At 65.0% G+C, this 26,768-nt stretch carries 23 protein-coding genes; 10 read left to right on the forward strand and 13 right to left on the reverse strand.

The genetic code is table 11. The features are described 5' to 3' along the window. The first annotated feature begins 61 nt into the window (after nt 1-61). The gene (locus WCE37_RS10415; RefSeq protein ID WP_343279294.1) at nt 62-1,330 is read left to right on the forward strand and encodes a Yip1 family protein; all 1,269 of its coding nucleotides are present in this window, start codon (nt 62-64) and stop codon (nt 1,328-1,330) included. A 48-nt stretch (nt 1,331-1,378) separates the two neighbouring features. Here the strand turns inward: WCE37_RS10415 and WCE37_RS10420 are convergent, their stop codons facing one another. The 5 genes from WCE37_RS10420 to WCE37_RS10440 all read right to left on the reverse strand — a co-directional run bounded on the left by WCE37_RS10420 (nt 1,379) and on the right by WCE37_RS10440 (nt 5,905). Then, entirely contained in the window at nt 1,379-1,912 is a 534-nt protein-coding gene (locus WCE37_RS10420) for a DUF411 domain-containing protein (protein WP_343279295.1), read from the reverse strand. A 25-nt stretch (nt 1,913-1,937) separates the two neighbouring features. Then, nucleotides 1,938-2,870, reverse strand: coding sequence for a copper resistance protein B (locus WCE37_RS10425; RefSeq protein ID WP_343279296.1), 933 nt, complete (start codon nt 2,868-2,870; stop codon nt 1,938-1,940). Beyond that, a complete protein-coding gene (locus tag WCE37_RS10430; protein WP_343279297.1) occupies nt 2,867-4,666 on the reverse strand; it encodes a copper resistance system multicopper oxidase in 1,800 nt (599 codons plus the stop codon). The genes WCE37_RS10425 and WCE37_RS10430 overlap by 4 nt, the downstream gene beginning before the upstream one ends. A 117-nt stretch (nt 4,667-4,783) precedes the next feature. Continuing rightward, entirely contained in the window at nt 4,784-5,218 is a 435-nt protein-coding gene (locus WCE37_RS10435; protein ID WP_343279298.1) for a CopL family metal-binding regulatory protein, read from the reverse strand. 12 nt (nt 5,219-5,230) lie between these two features. Then, complete coding sequence (locus WCE37_RS10440; RefSeq protein ID WP_343253968.1) at nt 5,231-5,905, reverse strand: trimeric intracellular cation channel family protein; 675 nt, start codon at nt 5,903-5,905, stop codon at nt 5,231-5,233. Between the two features lie 131 nt (nt 5,906-6,036). Between WCE37_RS10440 and WCE37_RS10445 the strand changes: the two genes are divergently transcribed. Further along, nucleotides 6,037-7,902: a LysM peptidoglycan-binding domain-containing protein gene (locus WCE37_RS10445; RefSeq protein WP_343279299.1), complete on the forward strand. Its 1,866-nt coding sequence runs from the start codon at nt 6,037-6,039 to the stop codon at nt 7,900-7,902. A gap of 89 nt (nt 7,903-7,991) precedes the next feature. On the opposite strand, the gene WCE37_RS10450 is transcribed toward WCE37_RS10445, so the two are convergent. After that, nucleotides 7,992-8,912 carry a cation diffusion facilitator family transporter gene (locus WCE37_RS10450; protein WP_343279300.1) on the reverse strand — a complete coding sequence of 307 codons (921 nt, stop codon included), beginning with the start codon at nt 8,910-8,912 and terminating at the stop codon, nt 7,992-7,994. Nucleotides 8,913-9,153: 241 nt separating this feature from the next. Between WCE37_RS10450 and WCE37_RS10455 the strand changes: the two genes are divergently transcribed. Continuing rightward, a complete protein-coding gene (locus WCE37_RS10455; protein WP_343279301.1) occupies nt 9,154-10,062 on the forward strand; it encodes a restriction endonuclease in 909 nt (302 codons plus the stop codon). 231 nt (nt 10,063-10,293) lie between these two features. On the opposite strand, the gene WCE37_RS10460 is transcribed toward WCE37_RS10455, so the two are convergent. From WCE37_RS10460 to WCE37_RS10480, 5 genes are all read right to left on the reverse strand, one after another. Beyond that, nucleotides 10,294-11,805, reverse strand: coding sequence for a hypothetical protein (locus WCE37_RS10460; RefSeq protein WP_343279302.1), 1,512 nt, complete (start codon nt 11,803-11,805; stop codon nt 10,294-10,296). After that, nucleotides 11,805-12,806 (reverse strand): AAA family ATPase, encoded by a 1,002-nt coding sequence (locus WCE37_RS10465; protein ID WP_343279303.1) that lies wholly within the window; start codon nt 12,804-12,806, stop codon nt 11,805-11,807. The genes WCE37_RS10460 and WCE37_RS10465 overlap by 1 nt, the downstream gene beginning before the upstream one ends. A gap of 52 nt (nt 12,807-12,858) precedes the next feature. Beyond that, nucleotides 12,859-14,718, reverse strand: a complete 1,860-nt coding sequence (locus WCE37_RS10470; protein WP_343279304.1) for a hypothetical protein — start codon at nt 14,716-14,718, stop codon at nt 12,859-12,861. Next, the gene (locus WCE37_RS10475; protein WP_343279305.1) at nt 14,711-15,433 is read right to left on the reverse strand and encodes a hypothetical protein; all 723 of its coding nucleotides are present in this window, start codon (nt 15,431-15,433) and stop codon (nt 14,711-14,713) included. Before WCE37_RS10475 ends, WCE37_RS10470 begins: the two co-directional genes overlap by 8 nt. A 618-nt stretch (nt 15,434-16,051) precedes the next feature. Further along, nucleotides 16,052-16,333: a hypothetical protein gene (locus tag WCE37_RS10480; RefSeq protein ID WP_343279306.1), complete on the reverse strand. Its 282-nt coding sequence runs from the start codon at nt 16,331-16,333 to the stop codon at nt 16,052-16,054. A 154-nt stretch (nt 16,334-16,487) separates the two neighbouring features. Between WCE37_RS10480 and WCE37_RS10485 the strand changes: the two genes are divergently transcribed. Then, nucleotides 16,488-17,561 carry a hypothetical protein gene (locus WCE37_RS10485; RefSeq protein WP_343279307.1) on the forward strand — a complete coding sequence of 358 codons (1,074 nt, stop codon included), beginning with the start codon at nt 16,488-16,490 and terminating at the stop codon, nt 17,559-17,561. A gap of 134 nt (nt 17,562-17,695) precedes the next feature. Here the strand turns inward: WCE37_RS10485 and WCE37_RS10490 are convergent, their stop codons facing one another. Beyond that, entirely contained in the window at nt 17,696-18,112 is a 417-nt protein-coding gene (locus tag WCE37_RS10490; RefSeq protein WP_343279308.1) for a hypothetical protein, read from the reverse strand. A 122-nt stretch (nt 18,113-18,234) separates the two neighbouring features. Here WCE37_RS10490 and WCE37_RS10495 point away from each other — a divergent pair, with 122 nt between their 5' ends. Then, nucleotides 18,235-18,519, forward strand: a complete 285-nt coding sequence (locus WCE37_RS10495; RefSeq protein WP_343279309.1) for a helix-turn-helix transcriptional regulator — start codon at nt 18,235-18,237, stop codon at nt 18,517-18,519. A 1,332-nt stretch (nt 18,520-19,851) separates the two neighbouring features. Here WCE37_RS10495 and WCE37_RS10500 read toward each other — a convergent pair. Continuing rightward, a complete protein-coding gene (locus WCE37_RS10500; RefSeq protein ID WP_343279310.1) occupies nt 19,852-20,061 on the reverse strand; it encodes a hypothetical protein in 210 nt (69 codons plus the stop codon). A gap of 480 nt (nt 20,062-20,541) precedes the next feature. On the opposite strand from WCE37_RS10500, the gene WCE37_RS10505 reads away from it, so the two are divergent. From WCE37_RS10505 to WCE37_RS10525, 5 genes are all read left to right on the forward strand, one after another. Continuing rightward, nucleotides 20,542-21,918 (forward strand): rhodanese-like domain-containing protein, encoded by a 1,377-nt coding sequence (locus WCE37_RS10505; protein ID WP_343279311.1) that lies wholly within the window; start codon nt 20,542-20,544, stop codon nt 21,916-21,918. Nucleotides 21,919-22,129: 211 nt separating this feature from the next. After that, the gene (locus tag WCE37_RS10510) at nt 22,130-22,741 is read left to right on the forward strand and encodes a TetR/AcrR family transcriptional regulator (protein WP_343279312.1); all 612 of its coding nucleotides are present in this window, start codon (nt 22,130-22,132) and stop codon (nt 22,739-22,741) included. Continuing rightward, nucleotides 22,738-23,784 (forward strand): secretion protein HlyD, encoded by a 1,047-nt coding sequence (gene hlyD, locus WCE37_RS10515; protein WP_343279313.1) that lies wholly within the window; start codon nt 22,738-22,740, stop codon nt 23,782-23,784. The genes WCE37_RS10510 and hlyD overlap by 4 nt, the downstream gene beginning before the upstream one ends. Before the next feature lies 1 nt (nt 23,785). Then, nucleotides 23,786-25,570: an ATP-binding cassette domain-containing protein gene (locus WCE37_RS10520; protein ID WP_343279314.1), complete on the forward strand. Its 1,785-nt coding sequence runs from the start codon at nt 23,786-23,788 to the stop codon at nt 25,568-25,570. A 62-nt stretch (nt 25,571-25,632) separates the two neighbouring features. Then, entirely contained in the window at nt 25,633-26,754 is a 1,122-nt protein-coding gene (locus WCE37_RS10525) for an ABC transporter permease (protein ID WP_343279315.1), read from the forward strand. Nucleotides 26,755-26,768 lie beyond the last annotated feature (14 nt).

Raw genomic sequence — 26,768 nt, forward strand, 5'->3', positions numbered from 1 at the left:
GCAGCTGGCGGGCGGCGTACATCATAGGACAGTCATCGCCCTACGCTTGCAAAGGATCCCCATGGAGACCGACCCGCAGTTCCCCAGCCGCCCTTCCACCGACGCTGCATCCCTGCCTGCCAGGGTCCAGGCGATCCTGACGTCGCCGCGCACGGAGTGGCCGGTGATCGCCGCCGAAGACGCGAGCATCAAGGGGCTCTACACGCGCTACATCATGATCCTTGCCGCCATCCCGGCGGTGTTCGGCTTCATCAAGGGCAGCCTGATCGGGCACAGCATGCTCGGCATCAACGTGAGCACGCCGATCCTGATCGGCCTGTTCGGCATGGTGCTTGGCTATGTGCTTGGCCTGGTGGTGCTGTACGTGGTGGCGATGATCGTCAACGCGCTGGCGCCGTCGTTCGGCGGCCGCAAGGACCAGGTGCAGGCGCTCAAGGCGGTCGGCTACGCATGGACGGCGGCATGGGTGGCCGGCATCGGGGTGGTCATCCCCTGGCTCGGCTGGCTGGTCGCCCTGGCCGGTGCCGCGTACAGCATCTACCTGCTGTACCTCGGCCTGCCGCACACCATGAAATGCCCGCCGGAGAAATCGCTGGGCTACACGGCGGTCAGCGTGGTCATCACCTTCGTGCTGAGCCTGGTCCTGGGCGCGATCCTGGCCGGGATCACCGGCGCGGGCGCGCTTGCCACCGGGGCACTGGGCGGGAGCAGCGGCAGCGACGTGACCTTCGGCGAGGACAGCCGGCTCGGCCAGCTGGAGCGGATGGGCAAGCGGATGGAAGCCGCTGCCCGCGACGTTGAAGCGGCCAAGGCCAGCGGCGACGGCGATGCGCAGGCCAAGGCGCTTGGCGCGATGATGGGCGCCATGTCCGGCAGCACCGGCGCGGACGGCGAGCCGGTGCCGGCGCTTGCACCCGAAGCGCTCCGTGCGCTGCTGCCTGACAGGCTTGGAAACAGGGCCCGCACCGCCATTTCCGCCAGCCGCAACAGCGGCATGGGCATGGAGATCAGCCAGGCATCGGCCACGTATGCGGCTGGCGACGGTTCCGGCGAGATCCAGGTCGAGATCGTCGACCTTGCCGCCATGGGCTCGATGATGGCGATGGCCAGCGCCTTTGGCGTCGAAGAGAGCACCGAGACCAGCGATGGCTTTGAACGCACCTACAGCCGCGACGGCCAGCTCTTCAGCGAAGAGTGGAACAGTGCCGGGAAATACGGCACGTACAGCGTCACCGGGGCCGACCACTTCAAGATCGAGGCGAGCGGCAACGTCGACAGCTTCGACGAGCTCCGCAGCGTCGTCGGCCAGATCAAACCGCGCCGCGACTGATCCGGCAGTGGCCCGCAAGGGGCGCCCGGACCGGGCGCCCGCATCCGCTCAGTCGCCGTGGCGGGCGTATTCGGTCGTGCTGCCATCGTGCTGGACCAGCTCGACCGCGTAGGGATGGACCGTGCCGTCGGGCAGCTCCATCCCCGGTGATCCGGCCGGCATTCCGGGCACCGTCAGGCCGCGGGCATCCGGACGTTCTGCCAGCAGGCGCTTGACGTCGTCCGCGGGGACATGGCCTTCGACGAAATAGCCGTCGATCTCGGCGGTGTGGCAGGAGCCCTTGGCGTAGGGCACGCCGGCCCGCTGCTTGATCGGGCCCATGTCGTCGTGGTCATGGACTTCGACGGCGAAGCCGGCGTCGCGCATGTGCTCGATCCAGGCCACGCAGCAGCCGCAGCTGGGGCTTTTGTGCACCACCAGCAGCGACGATTCGGCAGTGTTCGCCGGCGCAACGGGACTGTGCGCAGGCACGGACGGCGGGGCCACGGGCGCAGCCGAGGTGCTGCTGTCGGCCGTGCAGGCCGCAAGCAGACCGAAGATACCCGCCAGCACCACGGCGAAACTCCTGTTGATGTCATTCATTGCAAATATCCTTCATGTGACTGTTTCAAAACCAGAATCTGAAACCGATAACAGCGCGTGTGTCGCGGCTTGAGCCGCCGTCGCTGCGACGCAACCGGCTGGTGCCGCCGAACGTCCGCTCATGGACCACGCCAATGTACGGCGCGAAGTGGCGGTTGAGCTCGTAGCGCAGGCGCAGGCCTGCTTCCATCGAGGACAGTCCCGAACCCACGCCGCGCGCCGGGTCATCCTTGCCGAACAGGGTGGCTTCGACCACAGGCTGCAGGATCAGGCGATTGCTGAGCAACAGCTCGTACTCGGCTTCGGCAACCAGCGCCGTGCGGCCTGATTCGCCCACGTAGCCGGTCACCGAGACCTCGAACATATAAGGCGCGAGTCCCTGCACGCCGAACGCCGCCCAGGTCTGCGAGTCGTCGGGGGCGAAGTCGCGCTTCACGCCCGCAACCACGTCCCACCAGGCCGAGACGCTGCGCCCGTAGAGCAGCTCGAGGTCGGCGGACTCCGTCGTGCCGCCACTGCGTTCGCCCTCTGTACGCAGCCACAGCCGATGCAGGTCGGTGCCGAACCAGCCTTGCGCCTCCCAGGCCTGGCCGCTGCCGGGGTCGGCGTCCCAGGCCTCGAAGCGGTTGAACAGCAGATAGCTGTTGATCGCCGACGCGTGGGTCATGTGTCGCTCGAGCTTCGGGAAGGCGGCCGCGCGATCGGCGTCGGTAAGCGTCGGGATCGGGGTGACGGGGGCCGGGGAGCCTGATGGGCCGGCATGACCGGAGTGGTCCGTGGTCGAGTGATCCATGGTCGAGTGGTCCATGGTCGAGTGGTCCATGGTCGAGTGGTCCATCGTGGAATGGTCCATCTGCGAATGGCCCGTCGTCGCGTGGTCCTGCGCCTGCGCCTGGCCGGTCGCAGCCGTCGCCAGCACGATGGCCAAGGAAAGCAGGGTCGCATGCATGCCGCTCATGCCTGCTCCTCCACACGCACTTCGCGCATCATGCCCGCCTCCATGTGGTACAGCAGGTGGCAGTGGAAGGCCCAGCGGCCGAGCGCATCGGCGCGCACGCGGAAGCTGCGCCTGGTGCCTGGCGGCATGTCCACGGTGTGCTTGCGCAGCTGGAAATTCCCGTCCGCGCCTTCAATGTCGCTCCACATGCCGTGCAGGTGGATCGGGTGCGACATCATGGTGTCGTTGACCAGCACGATCCGCAGGCGTTCGCCGTAGGTCATTCGCAGCGGCTCGGCGTCCATGAACTTCTTTCCATTGAACGACCAGGCGAACTTCTCCATGTGTCCGGTCAGGTGCAGCTCCACCTCGCGGCCCGGATCACGGCCGTCCGGATCGTCGAACAGGCTGCGCATCGCGCCATAGGTCAGCACGTCGCGGCCGTTGCCGCGCAGGCCGACGCCGGGATCATCGAGCTTCGGCGCCAGCGACATCGCCTGCATGTCGATCAGGGGATTGCCGTCCTCGCTGGCCGGGTGCTGCTGCATGCCGCCGGGGCCATGGTCCATGCCCGCCATCGGCTGCGTGCCGTGGCCGGCGTGCGCGGAGTGGTCCATGGCCGCGTGGTTCATCGCCGCGTGGTTCATCGCCCCGTGATCCATTGCCCCGTGATCCATCCCGCCGTGGCCCATGTCGTCCATGGTCAGCAGCGGGCGCGGGTCCAGCGCCGGCACCGGCGGCGCCAGGCCGTGGCGCACGGCCAGCGTGCCGCGGGCATAGCCGGTGCGGCCGCTGTCCTGGGCAAAGATCGCATACGCATCCTGGCCGCGCGGTTCAACCAGCACGTCGAAGGTCTCGGCGGTCGCGATCCGGAACTCGTCCACCGTGACCGGGTGGATGTACTGCCCGTCGGCCGCGACCACGGTCATCTTCAGGCCGGGGATGCGCACGTCGAAATAGGTCATCGCCGAGGCGTTGATGAAGCGCAGCAGCACCTTCTCGCCGGGCTGGAACAGGCCGGTCCAGTTGCCCGCCGGCGCGGCGCCGTTGAGCAGGTAGGTGTAGGTGTGGCCGTTGATGTCGGAGATGTCGGTCGGCGTCATCCGCATCCGGCCCCACATCGCGCGGTCGCGCAGCGTGGCTGCAAGGCCATCGGCACGCGCGTCGCGGACGAAGTCGCCCGCGGTTCGCTGGTAGTAGTTGTCGAAGGCGGAATCCTTTTTCATCCGCCGGAACAGCGCCTCGGGATCCATGTCGGTCCAGTCCGACAGCAGCAACACGTGCTCGCGGTCGTAGTGATAGGGCGGCGGCTGCAGCGGATCGATGACGATCGCGCCGTACAGTCCGGCCTGCTCCTGGAACATCGAATGGCTGTGGTACCAGTACGTGCCCGACTGGTTGACCTGGAAGCGGTACTGCCAGGTTTCACCGGGCGCGATGCCATCGAAGCTCAGGCCCGGCACCCCGTCCATGTTCGCCGGCAGGATCAGGCCGTGCCAGTGGATCGAGGACCAGGCATCACGCAGGCGGTTGGCCACCCGCAGGGTGACGGTGTCGCCTTCGCGCAAGCGCAGGAGGGGGCCGGGCAGGCTGCCGTTGACGGTCGTCGCCAGCCGCGGGCGGCCGGTGAAGTCCACCGCCGATCGGCCGATCGACAGATCTAAGCGGCTGCCGCTGAGGGTGGTCTGCACGGGAGGCGCGGCATGGCCTGGCCGGGCACCGAGGCCCAGCGCGGCCATGGCCCCGCCTGCGGCCAGGCCCTGCACGAAACGACGTCGGGGAATGCTCGCGCCAGTGCGCGGGGGAATGTGTCGCATGGAATCTCCGGATCACGCTGCAACGCCGCGGGCCTTGCCGCGGCATCGGGAGTCAGTGGATTGCGGCCCGGGCAATGCCGGGCGACAGTCGGGAACGCGCGCCAAAAGGCGCCGTGTTCAGGCGATCGGGGGACGGATGGGGCTCGGCAGAGGCGGCGCCGGATGGCCAGCGGCCAATCGATGCAGGCTCGCATCCGCGCGCGGCCGGATGACAGCGCAAGGCACGGCGGGCGCAACCGCCAACGAAGCGTGCATGCAGGCCTGGCGGCACTGCGGACTGTCGCTGCAATCGGAGCCATCGGCGCAATGGCAGTCGGATGTGGAGGCAGGGGCGTGAGCCTCGGCCTCGGCGGCGACGGCGACGGCATCGGCATCGGCATGATCGGCACAATCGTCGGACTGGGCCGACAGTTCCACGGTTGCCTCGACCTTGGCCGAAGCCACGCCATGCATCGGCAGCCCGACAAGCACGCCCGCCATCGCGCCACCGATCCCGTTCAGGACCAGGGCAATGGCAAGAAGTATCTGCAGGGGCAGGGCATGCGCGCGCACAGTGCCGCCAGTCTAGCGCGTCCCGTCGCCGTCCGGCGGCTGCGAGCCGCGTGCCATGGGCAGCTGCCAGCCCCAGCGCAGGGCCGCCATCCGCAGCCCGAAGCAGACCAGGCCGCCGATGACGGCCGGCAGCAACATCGGCACGTCCAGCATGTGCCCGGCCACCACGATGCCTGCGCCAGCGAGCGCTGCCACCGCGTAGAGGTCGGCGCGCAGCACCACCGGCACGTCGGCCAGCAGCAGGTCACGCGCGATGCCGCCGCCGATGCCGGTGAGCATGCCCATCAGCGCGGCCATGACCGGGCTGAGTCCGAAGGCCAGCGCCTTTTCAGTGCCCGCAACGGCGAAGAACGCGAGGCCCACCGCGTCCAGCATCCGCACCGGGTTGCGCAGCCGTTCGATCATGGGCGCCCAGTAGAACGTGATCACACCCGCCGCCATCGCGACCGCAAGGTAGCGCCAGTCCTGGAACGCGGCCGGCGGCGTCGCGCCGATCAACACATCCCGGCTGATGCCGCCGAAGGTCGAAGCCGCGAACGACAGCACCAGCACGCCGAACAGGTCCAGGCGCTGGCGTACGCCCGCGGTCGCGCCGCTGACCGCGAACGCAAAGGTTCCGCACAGGTCCAGCACCAGCACCAGGGTGCGGTGGAATTCAAGGGAACCCTGGAGTTCGGCGGGAATCATCGCCGGCAGCTTACACAAGCCCGGCATGGTGCCGAAATGTGAAGCGGAGCAAGGGCTTAGGGGGGTCCCTAGGTTGTCGCGCGTTTCCGGTTGCAGGACTGTCCCGATATCGCCGAAAGGACGCGCCGCCCATGACCTTCGACTCCATCGCCGCCTCTCCATCCCCCACCGCCAACGCTGCGTTCGTCGACCGGCCCGGCGATTTCACCAGCCCCAGCGGCTACGACTACAACGACATCGCCGGCGTGCGCGGCAACCCGCACGTGACCCAGGCCTTCATCGACAAGGTCGAAGCGATCTCGGCGCGCATCGGCACCAAGCCCGAGTACCTGATGGCGGTGATGAGCTTCGAGTCCGCCCAGACCTTCAGCCCGGACGTGGTGAACCGGCTCAGCGGCGCCACGGGGCTGATCCAGTTCATCCCGCCGACCGCGCAGGGACTGGGGACCTCGACCTACGCGCTGTCGCAGATGAGCGCGATCGAACAGCTGGACTACGTCGAGAAATACTTCAGCACCTACAAGGGCGAGCGGCTGGGCACGCTGGAGGGCCTGTATACCAACGTGCTCGCCGGCCGTCCGATCACCGATCCGAACGCCACGCTGTTCGACACCGGCGATGGCAAGGCCTATACCCAGAACATCGGCCTGGACGCCAACCGCGACGGCCGCATCACCTCCGGCGAGGCGACCGACCGCGTGCGCCAGCAGGCCACCACGCCGCTGCCGCCGCCGGGCGGCAACGTCGCCAATCCGGGGCCTGCGCCCGATCCGGGCCCAGCGCCCGATCCGGGCCCGACGCCCACGCCCTCCGGAGGCACCTACACGGTGCGGGCGGGCGACTCGCTCTGGGCGATCGCCAACGCCAACAACACTGACTGGCAGACCCTGGCCCAGCTCAACGGGCTGCGTGACGCCAACACCATCCATCCCGGCCAGGTGCTGCAGCTTCCGGGCCATGGCGGCCAGGCCGATCCGGGTTCCTATACCGTTCGTGCCGGCGACACGCTGTCGGGGATCGCCAGCGGACTGGGTACCGACTGGCAGACGCTGTCCCGGCTCAACGGCCTGGGCAATCCGGACATGATCCATCCGGGCCAGGTGCTGAGGACCCCGGGCGGTGGCGATGCCGCGCCGCCGGCGACGGGCACGCACACCGTGCAGCCCGGGGAAAACCTGTCGACGATCGCCGCGGCCAACAACACCGACTGGCAGACCCTGGCCCGACTCAACGGCCTGGGCAACCCCAACCTGATCTTCGCGGGGCAGGTGCTGAGGACCCCGGGCGGCGAGGCCCCGGCGCCCGCGCCGACGCCGCCTCCGGTCCCGGAGACCGGCACGCACACCGTGCGCGCGGGCGAGACCCTGTCGGGCATCGCCGGCCAGTTCAACACCAGCTGGCAGACGCTGGCACAGCTCAACGGCCTGGCCAATCCGAACCTGATCCATGTCGGCCAGACGCTGACGGTGCCCGGCGGCGGCGATGTGGCACCGATGCCGAACCCGGTGCCGGGTCCCGGAGGTGTCAGCACCGACCGCAGCAGCTTTTACCTGCAGCAGCCCGATGGCTGGTCCTGCGGCCCGGCCTCGCTGACCATGGCGCTGGCCGCCTGGGGCGTGCGTCCGAACAACATGACCACGCGCAATGAGGCGGTGGGCCTGATCGGGCAGAGCTGGGGCCACGGCGTGCCGGGTGACGCCTCGCTGATCGCAGCGGGTGCACGCAAGGCCGGCCTGCAGGCCAGCTTCAATCCCAGCGGCTCCGCGGCATCGGTGCGAAGCGCGCTCGAGTCCGGCCAGACCGTGATCCTCAACGGCGGCCTGCCCGGCGGCGGCGGGCACTTCATCTACGTCGCCGGCATCGACGGCAACGGCAACTTCATCGTTGGCGATCCCGCGCGCCCGGCGATCACCACCATGACCGCCGGCCAGCTGGAAACCTTCTCCTATGCCAATCCGGGCCAGCATCCGAACGGCTTCGCTGCGATCTGGAAGTAACGAGGACCAGGCGCGAAGGAATGGCCGGCGGCGCCTGAGCCGGTGGCGCAACAAGCAGGGGCCGCGCGTCTGCGGCCCCTGTGCGCGGGTTACAGCGCCATGTCCTCATAGCTGCGGGGATCGGCGACCGGCTCAAGGTGTCCCGTCACGCGCATGGCCGGGAACTCCGCCACGATCTTCTCCACCAGGTCTTCCATGGCGTCGTGCCCGCGCAGCACCGTCCAGTCGCCGGGCACCAGCATGTGCATCTCCATGAACTGGCGGGCCCCGGCCTCGCGCGTGCGCACGGCGTGGAATTCGATCCGCCCCGGCTCGGCGTGCGCGTCCAGGATGGCCTGGATCCGGGCGTTGTCCTCGGCGGACAGGGTCGCGTCCATCAGGCCGGAGGCGGATTCGGACATCAGCCGGTAACCGGTCACCAGGATGTTCACGCCCACCAGGATCGCGATCACCGGATCAAGCCAGTTCCAGCCCGTCAGCCACGCCAGGCCCAGGCCCACCACGACCCCGACCGAGGTGTAGACGTCGGTCATCAGGTGCTTGCCATCGGCGCGCAGGGTGATGGAACGGTGCCGGGTGCCGACCTTGATCAGGATCCGCCCGACGACGCCGTTGAGGACCGCGGCCACGATCGAAATCGCCAGGCCGATGCCGAGCGCTCCCAGCGGCCGTGGGTTGAGCAGGCGGTCGATGCCGAGGTAGATGATCGAGCCCGCGGCGACGAAGATCATGATCCCTTCCAGCGCGGCGGAGAAATACTCCGCCTTGCCGTGGCCGAAGTGGTGGTCGTCATCGGCCGGCCGGGCGGCAATGGTCAGCGTGACCAGGGCGACGATGGCGGCCACCAGGTTGACCATCGATTCGGCGGCATCCGACAGCAGGCCCACCGAACCGGTGATCGCCCAGGCGCTGCCCTTGAGCAGGACCGTCAGCACCGCGGTGACGATGGCAAGCCATGCGTATTTCCTCAGGTCCGGCGTGGCTGCGGTCGGTCGGTCTTGGGGTTTCATGGGAGCTATTGTCGGCCGTGTGGGCTGGTGCGGCCAGCTTCTGCCCGCGGCCGACGGCGAGGAGCCGGTGTCGTATCCTGAGCAGACCGCAGGATGCGCAGGGCAGGGGGCCTACGTGCCAGAAGCAGTGGGTACGCAAGCAGACGCCGGGACCTGGAGCACTGTTGGAAATGCTTGCCGCGCTCGGGCGTGAGCATGGGGATAAGGGCCGGTTCTCCGGCGCATGATTCAGGAGAGCCAAATGGCCGTGCCCACCTACGATCGATTCATAGAGCCAATTCTCCGCTTCCTCGCCACTCGGCCGGACGGTGTGCCTGCGCGCGAAGCACATGAAGCAGCCGCCGATTCATTGCTGCTGACAGAATCCGATCGCGAGCTTTCCCTGCCGACAGGGCAGGCGACCTACAAGAATCGTGCTGGATGGGCTCATGACCGCCTCAAACGTGCCGGGTATTCAGCAAGCCCGAAGCACGGAATTTGGTGTCTGACCGAAGCCGGCCGCAAGTTTGTTTCCGACAATCCCGCGCCGCTTTCAGCGCTTCAGGTAGAAGCCCTAGCGCGAAACTATCTTGATGTGAAGCTCAAGCCAGAGGCGCCAAGCCCCACGGGACCGCCTGTAAGTGACGGCCAGCCGGACAGCGTGCAGAGCCCTGATGACCGCTTGCAGACCGCGCTGGCGGAAATCCGTGCGTCCGTCAGTTCGGAACTTCTCGACCTTCTGCTTCAGGTGTCACCCAAGTACTTCGAGACCGTCGTTCTGGACCTGCTGCACAGACTTGGCTACGGCACGAGTCGTAACGATCTCCAGCGTGTTGGCGGAAGCGGGGATGGCGGAATTGATGGGGTGATTTCTCTGGATCGTTTGGGATTGGAGAAGGTGTACGTACAGGCTAAGCGCTGGCAGAGCGTAGTTGGGCGGCCGGAAATTCAAGGTTTTTATGGTGCTTTGGCGGGACAGCGAGCGAACAAGGGCGTATTCCTCACAACATCAAGTTTCAGCGCGCAGGCGGTTGAGTTTGCTCGATCGGTGGAGCGAATCGTGTTGGTGGATGGCACCACGCTCGCCAGTCTCATGATGGATCATGAGGTCGGGGTGTCTTCGCAGACCATTCGCCTTCCGAAGATCGACAGTGATTATTTCGATGAGTAGTGCCAGCCATTCGATTGCGGAGCGGCAGCATGCCCCCCGAATGTCCACCGTTTCAGCGGCACTTCTGATTGACGCCGAGCATTCGCCCCGAAGCTAGTTAACTGATTTCAAAAGAGAATCGTGAGATGGCAGGGCGTTTCGTCGGAGCATTCCTTGTCAACAACTCGCCCCGAATTCCCAGAACTACCGGCAATCGCCCGTCATTCTCTGAAATTACCGACGATCTGCCCGCTATTTCTTCTGCCGCATTTTGCCAGCTCGGCGCGTCGGTCGTTTCCGGATCCGCTGCCGAGTTGCCGACGCCTCGGATCCGGTCTTGGTCTTCATAGCGGGTGAGATGGACGCAGGTGTGTCGACTGTACGCCTGGAGGGGGCCGAACGTGTTGGCGTCCAACACACCCTGACCGAACGAATTACGTCGTTCGCGATGACGATCTCTGCGGTGGGCAAGGACCAGCGCTGGCACTTCGATGCATTCCCGGCAGCCATCATCGATCGGAGTACCGTCTCCAGACCTTGGGTATACGCCCGGACAAGGATGGCTTCCAAGGCTCTCGCCACGTGGCGTCGGCCCGCGATCCCATCCAGCGCATGGGATCGGGCAGCTTGAAGGGATCGGCTACACCCGTCGTCGCGTACCTCCAAGCTGGAGATGACCCTGTCTAGCAACTCGCCGCAGAAATAAGCAGCCGTCGGATCGACGGCCGAGAGGTTGAGCCAAGTGCGTTGGTCGCTGGAGAACCCGTGAGGAGCGATCAGGTATTCAGGACGACTGACGAGGTTCTGTTGGAGGGTCTGTCCTTCGTCCAAGCCATTCAAGGTGGCAAACTCGAATGGGGTGGGGGTATCGGCTGGAAATGCCGTCACGGCATCCCAGGTTGCTTGGGTGAGCTTGACATGCATCGTGGCGGGGAGTGGCACGAACGTCATCGGGCGCTCGCCACCCAGAAGGCTCCAGCCCCAGAACTCGCCTTCAGGCGGATCCTCCCCGACGTCGGAAAATTCTTCCAGTTCGGCCGTGGGCTGGGCGGTTACAAGCATGCCTTCGAGTTCAAGCGATTGGCGTGCCAGTGCAGCGTATCCCGGCATCCAATCGGTATGCGGCGAGGGGACTACGAACAACCGGGACTTTCGTTCCTCTGCCACCCAATCGAGATATCGGCTGGCCCATGCGTCGACCTCCGCCGCCGGGAAATGCCACATGTTGGTCGAAGCGGTCCTGACCTCGAACGCGTCGTACCCACACTCACAGCGACCAAGACGAAGATCCGGGTGAAAGCGTGCCCAGCAGGTCCGGCCACACTGAGGACAGCCGGTGTGCAGCTTGGCGGCATGCCATGGACAGCGATCGATGAAAGGCAGTTGGAAAAGCGCGCAGTGGTACCCATGGGCTGCGCAGAAAGAGCAATCGCGGAGCGGAAGGTTGTGGTGTTCCAGCATACGTCCGGTTCGTAACGGGCTCCACACCTCTGGTGACCAGTAGTCGCCGACGCGCGTCGCTCGCAGCGCAAGTGCGTGAAGCAGCCCCGCTTTTGGGGCGCCAGGCCTTTGGGTTGCGATCAGTGCGTCGGATGCCACTCGGTTGCGAATCCCCAGCGCCGTCAGTTCAACGCCCATTAGCCGGCCCAACTGCGTCATCCTCCGAAGCAGCCCGTAGCCGGAGATGTAGGGGTAGGGTTCTAGTTCGGCGCCAAGGAGAGCCGGCAACGCCGGCCCCCCTTGAATGACGTCATGCCAAGCCATTACGCGGCCTCGTCATGACCCAAGTCGGGCATGCGCATCTTGGCGCGGACGAACTCCAGGCGGAGATAGCCGCTGGCCAGGAGAACGTGCCTGACCTGCTCAGGTGTAAAGCCGTTGAAGTCCGGCTTCTCGTGGGCGATGTCGGCCAAGAGCGAGTGCACGACCAAGGTAAACGTTGCCATCGGCCACGCGTCAGTTTCGGGCAGCTTGTACTCCTTGCGCAGCGACCGGACGCCCTCGAAGATCACCGGCGCATCCTTCGACAGACACCAGCCGCGATCGAACGCGTCCTTGGCGAAGTAACGCGAAAACGGCATGTCAGGCGTCGGCCAGGCGACCGAACGGTCGTAACGACCCAACGCGTGGGTAATTTCCGCAATCCCCATCAAAGGCCGGAACGGGGCGGTGTCCATGAACCAGCGGCGAACGGTATGGGACGGACGTTCCAGCCAGTCGTCGCCGACATCGACGCCCTCGGCATCACTCTGGCGAACCAGCACCAGGAACAAGCTGAGTTTCTCGTCGAGCACCAGACCATCCAGATCCTCGAGGTACTGATACTCGGCCTCAGTGATGCGCTGGGCGTTGTCGATGAAGAGCACCATGCGGCGCTGCCGCGCCTGGCCGCAGCGCGTACGAATGAAATTCACCAGGCGTTCGAGACCTAGGCCAGGATCCATGCGGATGGCGTTGACGAGCTTCAGGCGCCGGTTAATCGCGGTCCAGAACGCACGGTCCGAGCGACGGATGCCGCTGGGCATCACCATGCGTGCCGCGACGCCAATCTGCTGTTTCGTCTTCATGTTGACCAGCCAGCGCGACGCATTTTCGGTCAGGTACTGCTGCGCGGTCGTCTTTCCGAGCCCTCCACCGCCGTACACCGAGCAACCGTGATGACCTTGACTGATATTGGAGAGGATGAAGTTGGCGAGGTACTCCGTAGGCTTGGTGTAGATCTGGTAGCTGTTGGGAATGAAAATTGGGTGTTCGTTGTTGTCCATGAGTTCTCCTGGGGGCGCGCGCGCCATGCGGGAAGGTGGAAAACCGGAGCGATCAGAAGTCGTTTTCGTCGTCGAGGCTGATCCAGCCACCCGGAGGGATCTTCATGGGGGCATTGATCGTTGGCGGACGTGAGCTCGGTGGCGCGCCGTTGTGGACCTGCTCCATACGGGCAAGTTGATCTACGGCCTGTTGGGAGGTGGGCGCCAGCGCACGCAGGAATGCGACGTAAGCCGCAATCGCACAATCGACGCCGGTGATCGAGAAGCCTGTCTTCAACTTTGACCACTGCATGATCATGGCCCGCGTCGTTTCATCGTGCGCTGTGCGGTTCCATGGCGCGGCCGCCCGGACGGCGCACAGGGGCGTGGTGGCGGTTCGCATCAACACGAACGATCGAAGGTCGTGGCGATGGACGCGAGCCAGGATCGTCTTTCCGACCAGTTCCCACTTGTTGTCCAGATCCGGGCTGCGATAGCGCACGTACATGTAATTGACGTGCGGCATCACCCCTTCGCTGCGATTGCCGTGAACCGTCAGCGGCACCAGTACGCTGCCCATGTCCCTGGCGTCTTCCTCCGTCTTGTCCGGCATAAAGGCAAAGGCCTTCGGTCCTTGCATCTGCAGGAACTGCAGCGGGCTCAGGTCGCCCAGCGCGGGGTGCGGCGTTGCGTTGTAGTTCGCGATGATGACGTCCAACAGTTCTTCGAACGCATGTAACTGGATCGGATAGTCGTTCGGCGCGAAATTACTGATGCGGATCTTGTTCTCGCCCAGCCGCTTGGCGGGCTCGAAACCGCCCGGAACGTCGCGGAGTGCGCCACGCTCTAAGCGCGAGAAGAACTGCTCGACGATCGGGCGGGAACGTGGCTCGTGTGCGCGCCCATAAATCAGCATGCCGCCGCGGGCGCGACAGAACGCCTGTTCGAAGTCCAAGGCCGAATGCGCCTTCGCGTTGTCCAACGCCAGCAAGCGTGAGCGCCATGACGAGTATGCCCCTAATGACCCCGACGGTAGGCCGGCACCCGGTGCGTACTCCAAGCCAGGGATCGTCAGTTCCCGGCGCTTCCACGGCTGCAGGGACTTTGTGATGCAGGAGGCGAGATCGAGGTTGTTGTACGCCCTGCCGACGCGCAGAACCCAGCCGACGATCACGCGGGACTCGACCTCGATCTCGACCAGCAGCCACATCGAAGTGATCTGGCGCTTGACGGAACCGCCGTTGGGCAATGCAACACCAAGGACGGCCTCGATGTCGATGCGATGCCCGTCTATTTCCGTTCTAGCGAACGGACTTCCCCGGAAAATTCCCGACAAGGTGGAAGGCGGTGCACCGGCGGTATCGAGATTACCGACGTCGGCGTGGTCGATGCGGCGCTGGCGGATAAAGCGGAGCAGGGCACGGCGTCCCTGGTCCGCTTGGTTCAGGGGATAGAAATCCCGTAGGTCCAGACGTTTGAGCTCGGCGATGATCTTCGCGTGCAGCCGGTCGAAGGCTTTCGGCGGTCGTCCGGGTGGCAAGGGTTGCCCGAACTCGTCGATCCAGATCGCGATTTCGGGGCGTGCGGAGAGAAGTTGGCGCATGGCATGGGGGCCAGCCAGCCGCGGCATTTCGACATCGCCGTCCTGTTCGCCGCGCTGATAGGTTCCCCAGGGTACGCATACCCTGTACCCGTATGGTTGCCCGTCGTGGGCCAGTTGCGGGGCGCGTTTGACCATGGCGCGCAAGCGTTTGTGACACAGCCCATGTGCGTCGGCCGCACGGGTGATGCCCATGTCGCCGGTCAGGACCGCCGTCAGTGCCGCGCACGCTTCCTTGAAGCGCGACCGAATCGATTCAGCGAGGTCGGACTCCTTCGGTGTGTACCAGGCAGCAAGCTCCTCAACGGGATAGCACGTGTAGAGGCTACGCACGGACCACCTCCAGGACGGCGTCGGCAGCGCCCGGCAAGTAGTCCACCATCCGCAACTCGCCATGATGGATCATGCCCGCTACCACTGCACGCACGTTTGCAGGCGTGAAATCCAAGGTCTTGATCAGGTTCGACAGCGAGACGCGCTCGGTGTGGGCGAGGCGTGCACGGATCTGGTTCCGAATAAGCGAACGTGTTGGCAGCCGCCCGTACTCCCACACCAGCGGCAAAAGTTCGAAGCCGGTAGCGAGCCAGGTCCGCGCGGAAAGCAACTCCGGCTCGGAGATGTAGTGCAGCCGGATTCCATTACGTTGAGCCGCTTCATCGAGCTCGCCTCGATCCCGGATGGAAACGGTACCCGTCGTGCTCCCGACGGTGCCCGCTTCGGGAACGACCAGGTAGAAGCGTTCCTCGCCTGAGGCATCGCGCGTCCAGAACGACACATCGATCTGTTGCTTAGTGGTGAGTTGGATGCGGCGCGGACGTTCGACGTATTTCTGGATACTGGGATCGAATTCGAACTTAAGCGCCATTGCGACGTTGACCGCGTCGGCGATCGTGACGACCCGCTGATTTCGCGGTGAGAAGAAGACGAATACTTCGCGGCGATTTCGTTCGCCACGGGTCAGCTTGCGAGGGGTATAGGGCAGGTTGGGATCAGTGGCATGCGATGCCACGGACGACACGTCCGCAGTCGCGCTGGTTCCAGCAGTCATGGCAACTCCTTCGCGCGCCGTTTAGGCGCACGGTGAAATACCGGGGCTTACCCAGTCGTTGGCCAAAGGGAAATGGCACCGTTCGCGTTCGCGAACGGTGCCTTGGCGCTCAGTGCACGGGTTCGGGCTCGAGCCGGTAGCTCAGAACCCTGCGGGACCACGGGCTGATGTACAAATGGCAGCGGTATGCCGGTCCGCCCGGTACCTTCAGGTGAGTCAAGTAATGGACGGGACGGAGCCGCTCGTTGCGCCGGGCGACTGCCCCCTCCAAGGCGGAGGTCACGGCGTCCAACGGCATGCTGTTGGCCTTTTCGCGATGGTTGTTCATACGGGAATGTCCTTGTGGGCTGCCGGAGGCAGCAATTGACATAGCCCCCCGAAAAGTGCGATGCTGCCGAGTGAGTGCTCTATGGGCATCGCGGGACCCCTGCCAGGGTCCCGTTTTCTTTTTTGGGGACGGAAAAGTTTCGAGGCTAGCGCGTCAGGTATCCGGTGTGGGTGGTTCCTCCTCTGTCGATGACGGTGTGGTTGCGTCGGACGTCCGAGGCTCGCGTGACCGTCCCCCTGTCCTGGACCGGTAATTGCCGGGTAGGGGGCGCCATTGGCCCTTAACCCGGATCAATTCGATGATTCGCTCGCAGAAGCCGCGGGTTGCGCGGTGTATTGGCGTGCCAGCCAGAGGGCAACGTCCTTCACCAGCGCGAATTTCCCGCGCCGGCGCTCCAAGGGAAAAACGCGCACCGGCAGGGTCTGGCGCGCCTCGGCCTGACGGAACGCGTCAGTCGAGCTGTACCCCAAGGCCTGCCACAGGTGTTCTTGGCCAATCATTGGCCCATGCCGGTTAAACAGGTCGCGCTCCAGCGCCTCGGCCAATTGTTGTTCAACGGACGGCTCGGGCATCCCTATCTCTCGTGGCGGCTGTCATGTCATGACAAGCTTAGAGGCCTCCCTCTGCCTTCCGTAGGGGTAGAGTCGTTACTCTAGTTTGGGACATGCTTGCCCGCCTATGTCATCGAAATACATACATAGTTACGAGAGACGCCGATTGGAGATCATGGCGCGAAAGCTGAGCGATTCCATGCCATTAGAGAGGCAGGTCGTCGCCGCGATCGACATCCTCCGGAGCGCTGCATGGTTCGAGCATGTCCGCGAGTACCTACAGAAGAACGTCGACCGCAAGTACGAAACTCCCTACGCCATTGGTAAATTCATCCAGCCAGAAACCTATGGCGGTGTTTCGCCCGGCTTTTACAACCACAACATGTGGCCAAAGTACGCAGCGGGCCTGCATTGTCCCGGTCAAGCCACGCTCGCAGCGGTCGAAAAAGTGGTGCCCGGAGCAACGGCGATATATGACGCGTCGGTCTGGGCGATGCTGAACATCGTGAACCCCGTCGGCGATCAGATCGATGCAGGCTTGCGCACGCTGCAGGTGGGTGTTCAGGAGAGTCTGTACGTCAGGAAATTGCTGGGGTTCGATAGGTACCAGCGACGCAAGGTTGGTCAAGGCATGCTATCCAGCCTCGAGGGCCACGCGATCGGACTGGATTCGCTCGCGGCCGCGGTGCTTCTGCTGAAAGAGGCCTGCGAAGCGGGTGACAGTAAGCAGCGTTTTCGCGTCGGCCTGTCCTTGCACCGGATTTTGCTGATGACGTGCGTGAGCACGCCGGTATTGAGCTATCGGTTGCCATTGATCGCGTACTTTTCTTTGTTTGTTTTTCCTCTGGCCTCGAGCGACAGCTTGGTCATCGATGTACCGATCAACGAGTTTTATGAAATGACGAGCCTGTTGAGCGCCTACGTGGCGATCCTGGAAGATCATGGCGTGATTCGTGGCGAGAACGCCGGTCCCACGCGCGAGCGGCGGCGCATGCTGGCTGGAGATCTCGGAATGGACATGCAGTTTGGGTTCATGCCGAGGCTCAAGGTCGCTCCCGGCTGTCAGGATCCGCGTGCCGCGGGCCACGTGGCCAGTCAAACTATCGGCAAGGATTGGGGGCTGTCCGTGCTCCGCCGCTATGGATACGTGGATTTCCCGCCGGAAAGTATTCAGCTTGATATGAAGACTGCATACGACAAGGCGATCAGCGCAGCGCCGCCAGAAACCGTACATAAAAGTTGTAGGTAATTCCCCTCACTTCTGGACCAAAGGTGGGGTGAGTTTGGCGATTGTTTTGTCGCGCAGGAGCTCGTATAGCAAGGTTGCAGGTCTTCGATGCGGTGGTAGCATCTCCAATCCCCCGGACCAACGAACGAATCCGATCACCCAACATCCTCTGGGGGTGTGCCCGGCAAGACATGATTCGTGGCGTTCTGGCTCGCATCTTTCGCAGTAAGTTCGGCCGTGGTCGATGGCTCTCGCGCCTGACTCGCGTAGGTTTCCAGGAACATCGCGGTATGGAACCGAAACCGTTCCGCCTCGCCAGGTAGCGGCACTCCCACTTGCTTGGAGACAAGACGCGCGTAACTGAGTTGTGCCTCGGTTGGTGCCTTGATGTCCCAGTCGATGCTATCGCTGAGTAGTGCCTCAAGCCGTTTCTCGAGTCGTTTAACGAACGTGTCGCGAACTCGGCCATCTTTGATGCGCTCGTACTGGATGGACAGCGCTTCCTCGAGTTGATGCGAGACGTAGAGTTCGAGCGGCATCTCGACAGCGGGATTTACCAAGTACAGAACCATGTCTCTGAGCCGGACGTCGGGGACGGTTCCCGGGAGGGAGCACCTTGGCCGAAGTCTACACGATTTTCATGTAATCGGTAGCTGTGCCATAGATTTCATGGTCGCCCTCCACCGGTGCGACCATGCCAACCAAGACGATCTACTCTCCCAAGTACCGACGGTTCGTTGAGAGCCTCAGAACCCTCCGTGAAAAGGCAGGGATCTCTCAGTCCAAGCTGTCCCTACAGTTGGGGTGGCCCCAGCAGCGCCTTTCGGCAATCGAAGCTGGTGCCCGAAGGCTGGACGTAATGGAGTTTCTGCAACTGACCGGAGCACTCGGTTTGTCACCGGAGGAGGGGATCAGGATCGCAGCGGGCGCGGCAGAGCCCCCGACCAAGGCTTCCAAGCCAAGAGAACCTGCTCAGTAGTCCGGCTGCCCTTACATCGTGGAGACTCGCCCGCCAGCCGCCCTGCAGTTGGTATCCCTCTGGAGGGGCGATTAGGGGACGTTATCGGGGGTATGGCAGGGCGCCTTCGGCAATTGGCCAACAGCTGTCAGCCAAGCCTTGGCATGGCGACTCGGCTTGAATGGGGGGCACGTTGCGGCGATGGCCGATCTCGGTCCTCATCGTGTCCGAATTCGAGAGCGCTGAGGCCGCGGAGCGCTTCGGACGCTGGTTCCGGGCGAGGGTCAAAGCCGTGCTGGCCGCCCCCGGCCGGCATTCCGCACGAACAGGTCATGGCGGACATGGAAGCGATCCCTGTTGCGGGAGAAGCGGCAAGATAGTTGCGGGCTAGGAGGGCGGGGCAGCCGCGATGTCTGACCTGGGTCGGCCCTGCCCGTGAATCCGCCTTCGCCAGATGATCGTTTCAGTCAATCTTGGAGATCAATCTCGCTGCCGTTGCCATGCCCCGGACTTCAAGGTGATTTGGGCAACAAGCTGTTGCCCAATGGAGCAAAGTTGCGGACGGATGGAATGGGCCGGCAACGCCGTATCCCGGCAGTACCCGCGAGGCTGGATGACTCCACGGCGCGGATCGTGGATAACCCGGCAAACTGGGTCGAAGACGATCCCCGGTTGGCGTACCGTGCGTTACTGGCAGGCATCAGGATGTTGTGGCCACTTGCTCGGCGCCATCGGTTCGCTGCGCGCCTTCCAAGACGGCCAAGACGGCCAAGAAGGCGCAAGAGGATGTGCGGATCGCGAGCATCAAGCTCCACCGATCGCCCCGCTACCGCGCTGAGGAATGCTTGCTCTTGCCGTGCGTGGCCGCATGTAGCAGAAGCGGCGTGCCCCAGGAGGATCGAATCGATTTCCTGCCGCGGTGCAATTTGGCAACAAGCTGTTGCCAAATCTCGCAAAAACAACCCCGGCGCGCCGAGGCAGAACCGCGTGGGGTAGAACTCATTCGACGCAGTCCCACGATCGCCTAGATCCGGAGTCAACAGCAGATCGTATGTGATGTTCTCCATGATTCCAGGACGCGGAATGGACCGGAAGCCGCAGACTGACATTCGTGCGTTTGGAGTTGCGTGCAAATTTTCATCTTTCGTAAGCTATTGATTTGGCGCGGAGAGAGTGGCGGCCACTCTCTGCTGGAAGTGGACGTAGAACGGGGCAGGGCGGAGGATGCGGGGGGATTAGGGGAGCGGTATCGGGGATAGGGGCCACGCTCGAACTAAGCGCACGTTGAGATACGCCACGGGGCCGTGGCTCCACGTCGGTCCCGTATGGCTGGAGTGGCGAGTGGACCAAGCGTCAGGTCAGCATGGACTCACTGCGCGCGGAGCGGTTAGCTGTGCAGTGCGGTAGTGTCTCTCGGTGGTCGATGTACTCGAGATACCACTGCGCAAAGCGCGCGACCCCTTCTTCGATACTGACCATCGGGTAGCCGACCGCGTGGGCCGACGTGGACTCGTCGGACTCCCTATCGGGCATGCCGCCCGGCTGCATGGGAAGGAACCGCATGACGCTTCCCTGCCGAGGCACGATTCCAGCAGTTGGATGAAGCCGAGCAGCGCGACCGATCGGCACGGCGCGGTTGGGCTGCAGGCCAGATCGGGCAAGCGCTGGTCCCACTGCGGATCAGGAAGCGGAAGCGTGTCCAGCACTCGCAGGCCGCCCTCAATGATGTCGTCGATGTAGGTGAAGCTTCAGGTGTGCCTGCCGTGGTTGAACACGTTGATGGGTTCGCCGGCCAGGATCGCCCTGGCAAACAACATGGGCCACCTGTCCTGCCGCCCCCAAGGGCCGTAGACGGTGAAGAACCACAGCCCGGTCGCCGGAAGCCCGTACAGGTGCGCGCGTTGCCCGAATAAAGCTGGGATGCGAAAGGCTGGTGGAATGTTCGCTGCCGGTTTTAAGGTCATACGAGCTTCACGGCCGTGAGCCTAGGTTCTGACCGCACAGCAGACAGCAAAACTGCCTCGTCTTCACAGGAGCCTTGCGATGAGCCTGTTGTTTGAGCCGGTCTACACCGATGGAATCGCGCAGATCTCGTATGTGATCGGTGATACCGACGCCGGCATCGCTGCGGTGATCGACCCGCGCCGCGATATCGAGGTTTACCTGGACTGCGCACGAGCCAATGGCGTGCGCCTGGCGTACGCCATTGAAACCCACATCCACGCCGACTACGTGTCGGGCGTCCACGAACTCGCCGAGCGGGCGGGCGCCCGGATCGCAGGTCCCGTTTCGGACGACTACGGCTTCGAGCGACGGCTCCTGCGTGCAGGCGAGCGGCTCGAGCTCGGCGCCACGAGCCTGGAAGTGCTGCACACGCCGGGCCACACGCCCGAACACATTTCGCTGCTGCTTCGCGACGAGATGCAGGGCGAGGCGCCGTTCGGGGTATTCACGGGTGACACCCTGTTCAACCTCGACGTGGGCCGGCCCGACCTGCTCGGCGAAGAGCAGACCCGGGCGCTCGCGCGGCAGCTCTACAGCTCCCTGTTCGAGACGCTGGTGCCGCTGGGCGACCGCATCGAGGTGTATCCCTGCCACGGCGCTGGTTCCGCGTGCGGCAAGTCCATCGGCGACCGTCGGCAATCGACCATCGGTAACGAGCGTGTGTTCAGCGATGCCCTCGAACCGCGAGATGAAGACGGGTTCGTGGAGTGGCTGCTGCAGGACATGCCCGAGCCACCCCGCCATTACGCGCGCATCAAGAAGCTCAACGGGCAGGGTGCCCCCCTGGGCGGCGGCGCACCGATTCCGCCACCGCTCGCGCCGGATGCGTTCAGAGATGCGGCCGAGGACGCGCAGGTCGTGGACGTGCGTTCGATCCTCGCGTTTGGTGGCGGGCACGTCGAAGGCGCGATCAACATCGCGCTGCGGGATCCGTTCGCAAACTGGGCTGGGCGCATGCTCGACGCGGATCGCCCGGTACTGCTTGTCGCCGAGAAGGCGCAGGACGCCTACCAGGCGGCGCTGCACCTCCATCGCATCGGCATCGACGATGTCGCCGGGTTCCTTCGCAATGGCATGACGGACTGGCAGAACGCCGGTCTGCCGCTGGAGCGCATCGATCAGTGGACCGTGCACGAACTCGACCGGCGGAGGCTCGAACAAGACGTCCTGGTGCTCGATGTGCGCAGCGACGCCGAAGTCGCGAAAGGCAGGGTGCCAGGTGCGAGGCACGTATTCGTCGCCCATCTTGAGCAGCAACTCGAGGAACTCGACCGTGAAAAGACCATCGCCGTCTACTGCGGCACGGGCTACCGAGCCTCGATCGCGGCCAGCCTGCTGCGACGTCACGGGTTCGCGCACGTGGCGAATGTGCCTGGCTCATGGACCGCTTGGCAGGCTGCCGGATTAGTCGTGTAAGACTAGCAGGGGTGACGAAATGCCCCATCCTTCGCCCGCGCTCGGGCAACCTTGGCGGCCGGCTGGCTCGACCTACCTGGGCGTGCTGACCTGCCGCGGGATGCCGTATGCCAGCCAGTCATCGTCGCATCCAGAACCGGGGACAGAAACCGCTTGCCAATGCTGGCGATGGTGGATAGAGTAAGCAAGCACTCACTTACTATCGACCGGCATGAACAAGCGCGCGACCCGACTTTCCGCTGAAGAGCGCCGTGCGATCACGGTCGAGACCGTGATCGAACTGGCCGCCGAGCAGAACCCCAGCGATATCACGACCGCCGCCATTGCCGAGCGCATGGGTCTGACCCACGGCGCGTTGTTCCGCCATTTTCCGACCAAGGACGCAATCCTGCAGGCCGTGCTGTCCTGGGTCGCCGAGCGCCTGCTGGCGCGCGTGGATCGGGCCGCCGACGGAGCACCGTCGTCCCTGGCTGCACTCGAGGCCGTGTTCATGGCCCACGTGGATTTCGTGGCCGAACACCCCGGCGTGCCGCGGATGCTGTTTGGGGAACTGCAACGAGCCAACGATACGCTGCCCCGGAAAATGGTGCAGACCCTGATCGCCCGCTATGGCGAGCGCTTGCGCCGTCTGATCGAGGCCGGCAAGCAGTCCGGTGAGCTGGAGCCGGGACTCGACGTGGAAGGGGCGGTGTTGCTCTTCATCGGGACGATCCAGGGCCTGGTGATCCAGGCGATGGTGGCAGGCGATGTCGCCCGTATCCGTCGGGATGCACGCGTCGTGTTCTCCATCTACCGCCGCGGGATCAGCGGGGGTGGTCAGTGAGCGGCCGCAGGATTCCCCCTGCCGGCAGGCGGGCGGTTGTCCTTGGCGTTGCGGCCCTGTTGGTGCTTGCCATCGCGGTGCTCTGGCTCAAGCGCGACGGCGGCGACGACGCCCTGGTGCTCTATGGAAACGTCGACATCCGTGAGGTCCAGCTGGCCTTCCGGCAGCCGGGGCGGGTCGTGGAGATGGGCTTGGAGGAAGGCGATGCCGCTTCCGCCGGTGACCGCCTGGCGCTGCTGGATACCCGGCCTTACCAAGATGCGCTGGCCGCGGCCGAGGCGACAGTCCGGGTTGCCGAGGCCGAAGTCGACAAGCTTCACGGCGGCCTGCGTCCGCAGGAAGTCGCACAGGCCCAGGAGGCCCTGAACCGCGCGCGGGCGGCAGCCACCGACGCCGAGCGCAACTACGAACGCCAGGCGGGCCTGCTGCCTTCGGGCGCCAGCAGCCAGAGCACGGTCGACGCGGCGCGCGCGGCCCGCGACCAGGCGGTTGCGAGCGTCCGGGCGGCCGAAGCGGCACTCTCGCAGGCGGTGGAGGGTTTTCGCAGCGAGGACATCGCCGCCGGCGAGGCGCGCCTGGCCGCCGCTCAGGCCGCGCGCGACCAGGCGCTGACGGCCCTTGCCGATACCGAGCTGTTCGCGCCCGCCGATGGCACGATCATCACGCGGGTCCGCGAGCCCGGCAGCATGGTCGCCAGCCAGACCCCGGTCTACACCCTCAGTCTGGACCGGCCGGTGTACGTGCGAGCCTATGTCGGCGAGCCCGACCTTGGGCGCGTGGCCCCGGGCACCCCGGTCCTGGTCCGCAGCGACTCATCCGGCAAGGCCTACCGGGGCCAGATCGGATTCGTCTCCCCACGCGCGGAGTTCACGCCGAAAACCGTCGAAACGCCGGACCTGCGCACCGACCTGGTGTACCGCCTGCGCGTGGTCATCGACGAGGACCAGGTGGACGGCGGCCTGCGCCAGGGAATGCCGGTCACCGTGGAGGTTGACGCCGCGTCCCCGTCGGTCGCGACGGACGCAGACAAGGGCCGCTCCTGACATGGCCGGCCCCGCCCCGGCGCAAGCCGCGACACACGACCCCGATGACGGCGTGGCCGTGGACATCGACGGCGTCGACAAACACTTCGGCGCGGTCAAGGCGCTGCGGAACCTGGATGCACGGATCGATTATGGCCGCCTGACCGGCCTGGTCGGTCCGGACGGTGCCGGCAAGACGACCCTGATGCGGATCATGACCGGCCTGCTGCGGCCGAACGCCGGGCGCGTGAGGGTGGCCGGCTTCGACGTGGTCACGAACAACGACGCCATCCACGTCGCCACCGGCTACATGCCGCAGCGCTTCGGCCTGTACGAAGACCTCTCGGTCATGGAGAACATGCGCCTGTATGCGCGTCTGCGCGGCATGGACGACGAGCGCAACGACGAACTGTTCGCCGAGCTGCTCGAGTTCACCCGCCTGGAGCCCTTCACCACGCGCCTGGCGGGCAAGCTCTCGGGCGGCATGAAGCAGAAGCTCGGGCTGGCCTGCGCGCTGATGGCGCGCCCGCGGGTGCTGCTGCTGGACGAGCCCAGCGTGGGCGTCGATCCGGTGAGCCGCCAGGACCTGTGGCGGATGGTGCAGGCGCTGACCGACGAAGGCATGGCCGTGGTGTGGTCAACCGCCTATCTGGATGAGGCCGAGCGCTGTGACACGGTGCTGCTGCTCAATGAAGGCGAGCTGGCCTTCGCCGGGCCTCCGCATGAGCTGACGCAATGCCTCGATGGCCGCAGCTTCCGGCTGGACGAAGTGGGTGAGGAGCGCCGTAGCGTGCTTGCCGAAGCGCTGGATCTGACGAGCGTTGGCGACGGAGTGATCCAGGGCGCCGGCGTTCGGCTGGTGCTCCGGGAGGACACCATGACGGAGGAGGTCCAGGAACTGGCCCATCGCATCGGTGCCCACCTGGTGCCCGTGCCGGCCCGCTTCGAGGATGCATTCATCGACCTGCTTGGTGGCGGACCCGGCGGCACCTCGGCACTGGCCGAGCGCATGCCGACGGTGCAGCTTGACTCGGACATCGCGGTCTCCTGCCGGAACCTGACCAAGCGCTTCGGCGACTTCACCGCCACGGACCGGGTGAGCTTCGAGGTTCGCAAGGGCGAGATCTTTGGCCTGCTCGGCCCCAACGGGGCCGGAAAATCCACCACGTTCAAGATGCTGTGCGGCCTGCTCAAGCCGAGCGAAGGCGAGGCGCATGTAGTCGGCCTGGACCTGGGTCGCGCGACCGGTGCCGCCAAGGGCCAACTCGGCTACATGGCGCAGAAATTTTCGCTCTATGGGCTGTTGTCCGTGCGCCAGAACCTGGAGTTCTCGGCCGGCGTGTACGGGCTTAAGGGTGCAACGAAGCGCGCCCGCATCGACGAGATGATCGAGACCTTCGACCTGGAGCACGCGTTGGCGGCGGCGCCTGAATCACTGCCGCTGGGATACCGGCAGCGTCTGGCCCTGGCGTGCGCGCTGATGCACCGGCCCCCGGTGCTGTTCCTTGACGAGCCGACCTCCGGCGTCGACCCGATCACCCGCCGGGAGTTCTGGACCCACATCAACGGCCTGGCGCGCAAGGGGGTCACGATCATGGTCACCACCCATTTCATGGACGAGGCCGAGTACTGCGACCGAGTGGCGATGCTGTACCAGGCGCGGCTGATTGCCCTCGACACGCCGGACGCCCTCAAGTCCGGCGCGGCCGACGATGACAATCCTGATCCGACGATGGAGGACGCCTTCATCCACCTGGTGGAGTCCGCCGACCTGGAAGACGAAGCCGCACCTGGAGTCGCGGCGTGAGTGCGCAGGAACGACGAACCGGTGCGGATGGGTCCGGCCGGTCTGCAAGGGCGCCTGCGGGCATGCGCAGCTTCGATGCGCGTCGGCTTGCGGCGCTGGTACGCAAGGAAAGCCTGCAGGCGCTGCGGGACCCGTCCACGTTGTTGATTGCATTCGTGCTCCCGGCGGTGCTGCTGTTCCTGTTCGCCTACGCAGTGTCGCTGGACATCCGCAAGGTGCGCATCGGCGTCGTGGTGGAATCACCGGGCGTGTCCGCCCAGCAGCTGGCTGCGGCCTTCGCGTCGACCCGCTTCCTGGACGTGACCTTTGCCCACGACCGCCGGGAGGTTGGCGATCAAGTGGTGGCCTCGCGGCTCCGCGGGTACGTGGTCATACCGCAGGATTTCGAACAGCGCCTGGCTGCCCCCGGCAACCAGCCGCTGGTACAGGTGATTACCGACGGCTCCCAGCCCAACACGGCCAATTTTGTTGCCAACTATGCCCAGGGCGTCGTGCAGACCTGGCGCGAGGGCAGGGCGGGGAGCATGCCATCGTCAGCGATCGTGCTCGAGCCCCGCTACTGGTTCAACCCGGAGCTGGCGAGCCGACGATCACTGGTCCCGGGCGCGATCGCCATCGTCATGACCATCATCGGCACCATGTTGACCGCACTGGTGGTCGCGCGGGAATGGGAGCGCGGGACCATGGAAGCGGTAATGTCCACGCCCGCCTCGGTGGTGGAAATCCTTGTCGGCAAGCTGCTGCCGTACTTCGTGCTGGGAATGGTGTCCACGCTCGGGGCGACGGCGCTGGCGGTGTTCGTGTTCGATGTGCCCCTGCGCGGATCCCTCACGGCGCTGATGCTGCTGTCGGCGGTGTTCATGGTGCCGGCCCTAGGGCAGGGCCTGCTGATCTCATCCTTGGCGCGCAACCAGTTCCTGGCCGCGCAGATCGCGCTGTTCTCCGGCTTCCTGCCCGCGTTCATGCTCTCAGGCTTCCTGTTCGAGATCGACTCGATGCCGGCACCGATCCGGGCCATCACCTGGCTGATCCCGGCGCGCTACTTCGTGTCCTCGTTGAAGACCGTCTTCCTGGCCGGCGACACCTGGGCCGTGTTCGTGCCCGATCTGCTCGCAATGGCGGCCATCGGCGTGGTGTTCTTCGTGCTGGCCAAGCGGGCCACGCGCAAGAACCTGGAGTTCTGACCGATGGCGCGACA

It is taken from the genome of Luteimonas sp. MJ250 (assembly GCF_039548455.1).
GTDB lineage: Bacteria > Pseudomonadota > Gammaproteobacteria > Xanthomonadales > Xanthomonadaceae > Luteimonas.

Coding starts and splice junctions, on each gene's coding strand:
- WCE37_RS10465 (WP_343279303.1), bottom strand. CDS start 12,806: ATGGACAACAACGAACACCCAATTTTCATTCCCAACAGCTACCAGATC.
- WCE37_RS10475 (WP_343279305.1), bottom strand. CDS start 15,433: ATGACTGCTGGAACCAGCGCGACTGCGGACGTGTCGTCCGTGGCATCG.
- WCE37_RS10485 (WP_343279307.1), top strand. CDS start 16,488: ATGGCGCGAAAGCTGAGCGATTCCATGCCATTAGAGAGGCAGGTCGTC.
- WCE37_RS10445 (WP_343279299.1), top strand. CDS start 6,037: ATGACCTTCGACTCCATCGCCGCCTCTCCATCCCCCACCGCCAACGCT.
- WCE37_RS10525 (WP_343279315.1), top strand. CDS start 25,633: ATGCGCAGCTTCGATGCGCGTCGGCTTGCGGCGCTGGTACGCAAGGAA.
- WCE37_RS10415 (WP_343279294.1), top strand. CDS start 62: ATGGAGACCGACCCGCAGTTCCCCAGCCGCCCTTCCACCGACGCTGCA.
- WCE37_RS10510 (WP_343279312.1), top strand. CDS start 22,130: ATGAACAAGCGCGCGACCCGACTTTCCGCTGAAGAGCGCCGTGCGATC.
- WCE37_RS10520 (WP_343279314.1), top strand. CDS start 23,786: ATGGCCGGCCCCGCCCCGGCGCAAGCCGCGACACACGACCCCGATGAC.
- WCE37_RS10440 (WP_343253968.1), bottom strand. CDS start 5,905: ATGATTCCCGCCGAACTCCAGGGTTCCCTTGAATTCCACCGCACCCTG.
- WCE37_RS10500 (WP_343279310.1), bottom strand. CDS start 20,061: ATGCGGTTCCTTCCCATGCAGCCGGGCGGCATGCCCGATAGGGAGTCC.
- WCE37_RS10480 (WP_343279306.1), bottom strand. CDS start 16,333: ATGCCCGAGCCGTCCGTTGAACAACAATTGGCCGAGGCGCTGGAGCGC.
- WCE37_RS10505 (WP_343279311.1), top strand. CDS start 20,542: ATGAGCCTGTTGTTTGAGCCGGTCTACACCGATGGAATCGCGCAGATC.
- WCE37_RS10460 (WP_343279302.1), bottom strand. CDS start 11,805: ATGGCTTGGCATGACGTCATTCAAGGGGGGCCGGCGTTGCCGGCTCTC.
- WCE37_RS10455 (WP_343279301.1), top strand. CDS start 9,154: ATGGCCGTGCCCACCTACGATCGATTCATAGAGCCAATTCTCCGCTTC.
- WCE37_RS10450 (WP_343279300.1), bottom strand. CDS start 8,912: ATGAAACCCCAAGACCGACCGACCGCAGCCACGCCGGACCTGAGGAAA.
- WCE37_RS10495 (WP_343279309.1), top strand. CDS start 18,235: ATGCCAACCAAGACGATCTACTCTCCCAAGTACCGACGGTTCGTTGAG.
- WCE37_RS10430 (WP_343279297.1), bottom strand. CDS start 4,666: ATGCGACACATTCCCCCGCGCACTGGCGCGAGCATTCCCCGACGTCGT.
- WCE37_RS10490 (WP_343279308.1), bottom strand. CDS start 18,112: ATGGTTCTGTACTTGGTAAATCCCGCTGTCGAGATGCCGCTCGAACTC.
- WCE37_RS10420 (WP_343279295.1), bottom strand. CDS start 1,912: ATGAATGACATCAACAGGAGTTTCGCCGTGGTGCTGGCGGGTATCTTC.
- WCE37_RS10425 (WP_343279296.1), bottom strand. CDS start 2,870: ATGAGCGGCATGCATGCGACCCTGCTTTCCTTGGCCATCGTGCTGGCG.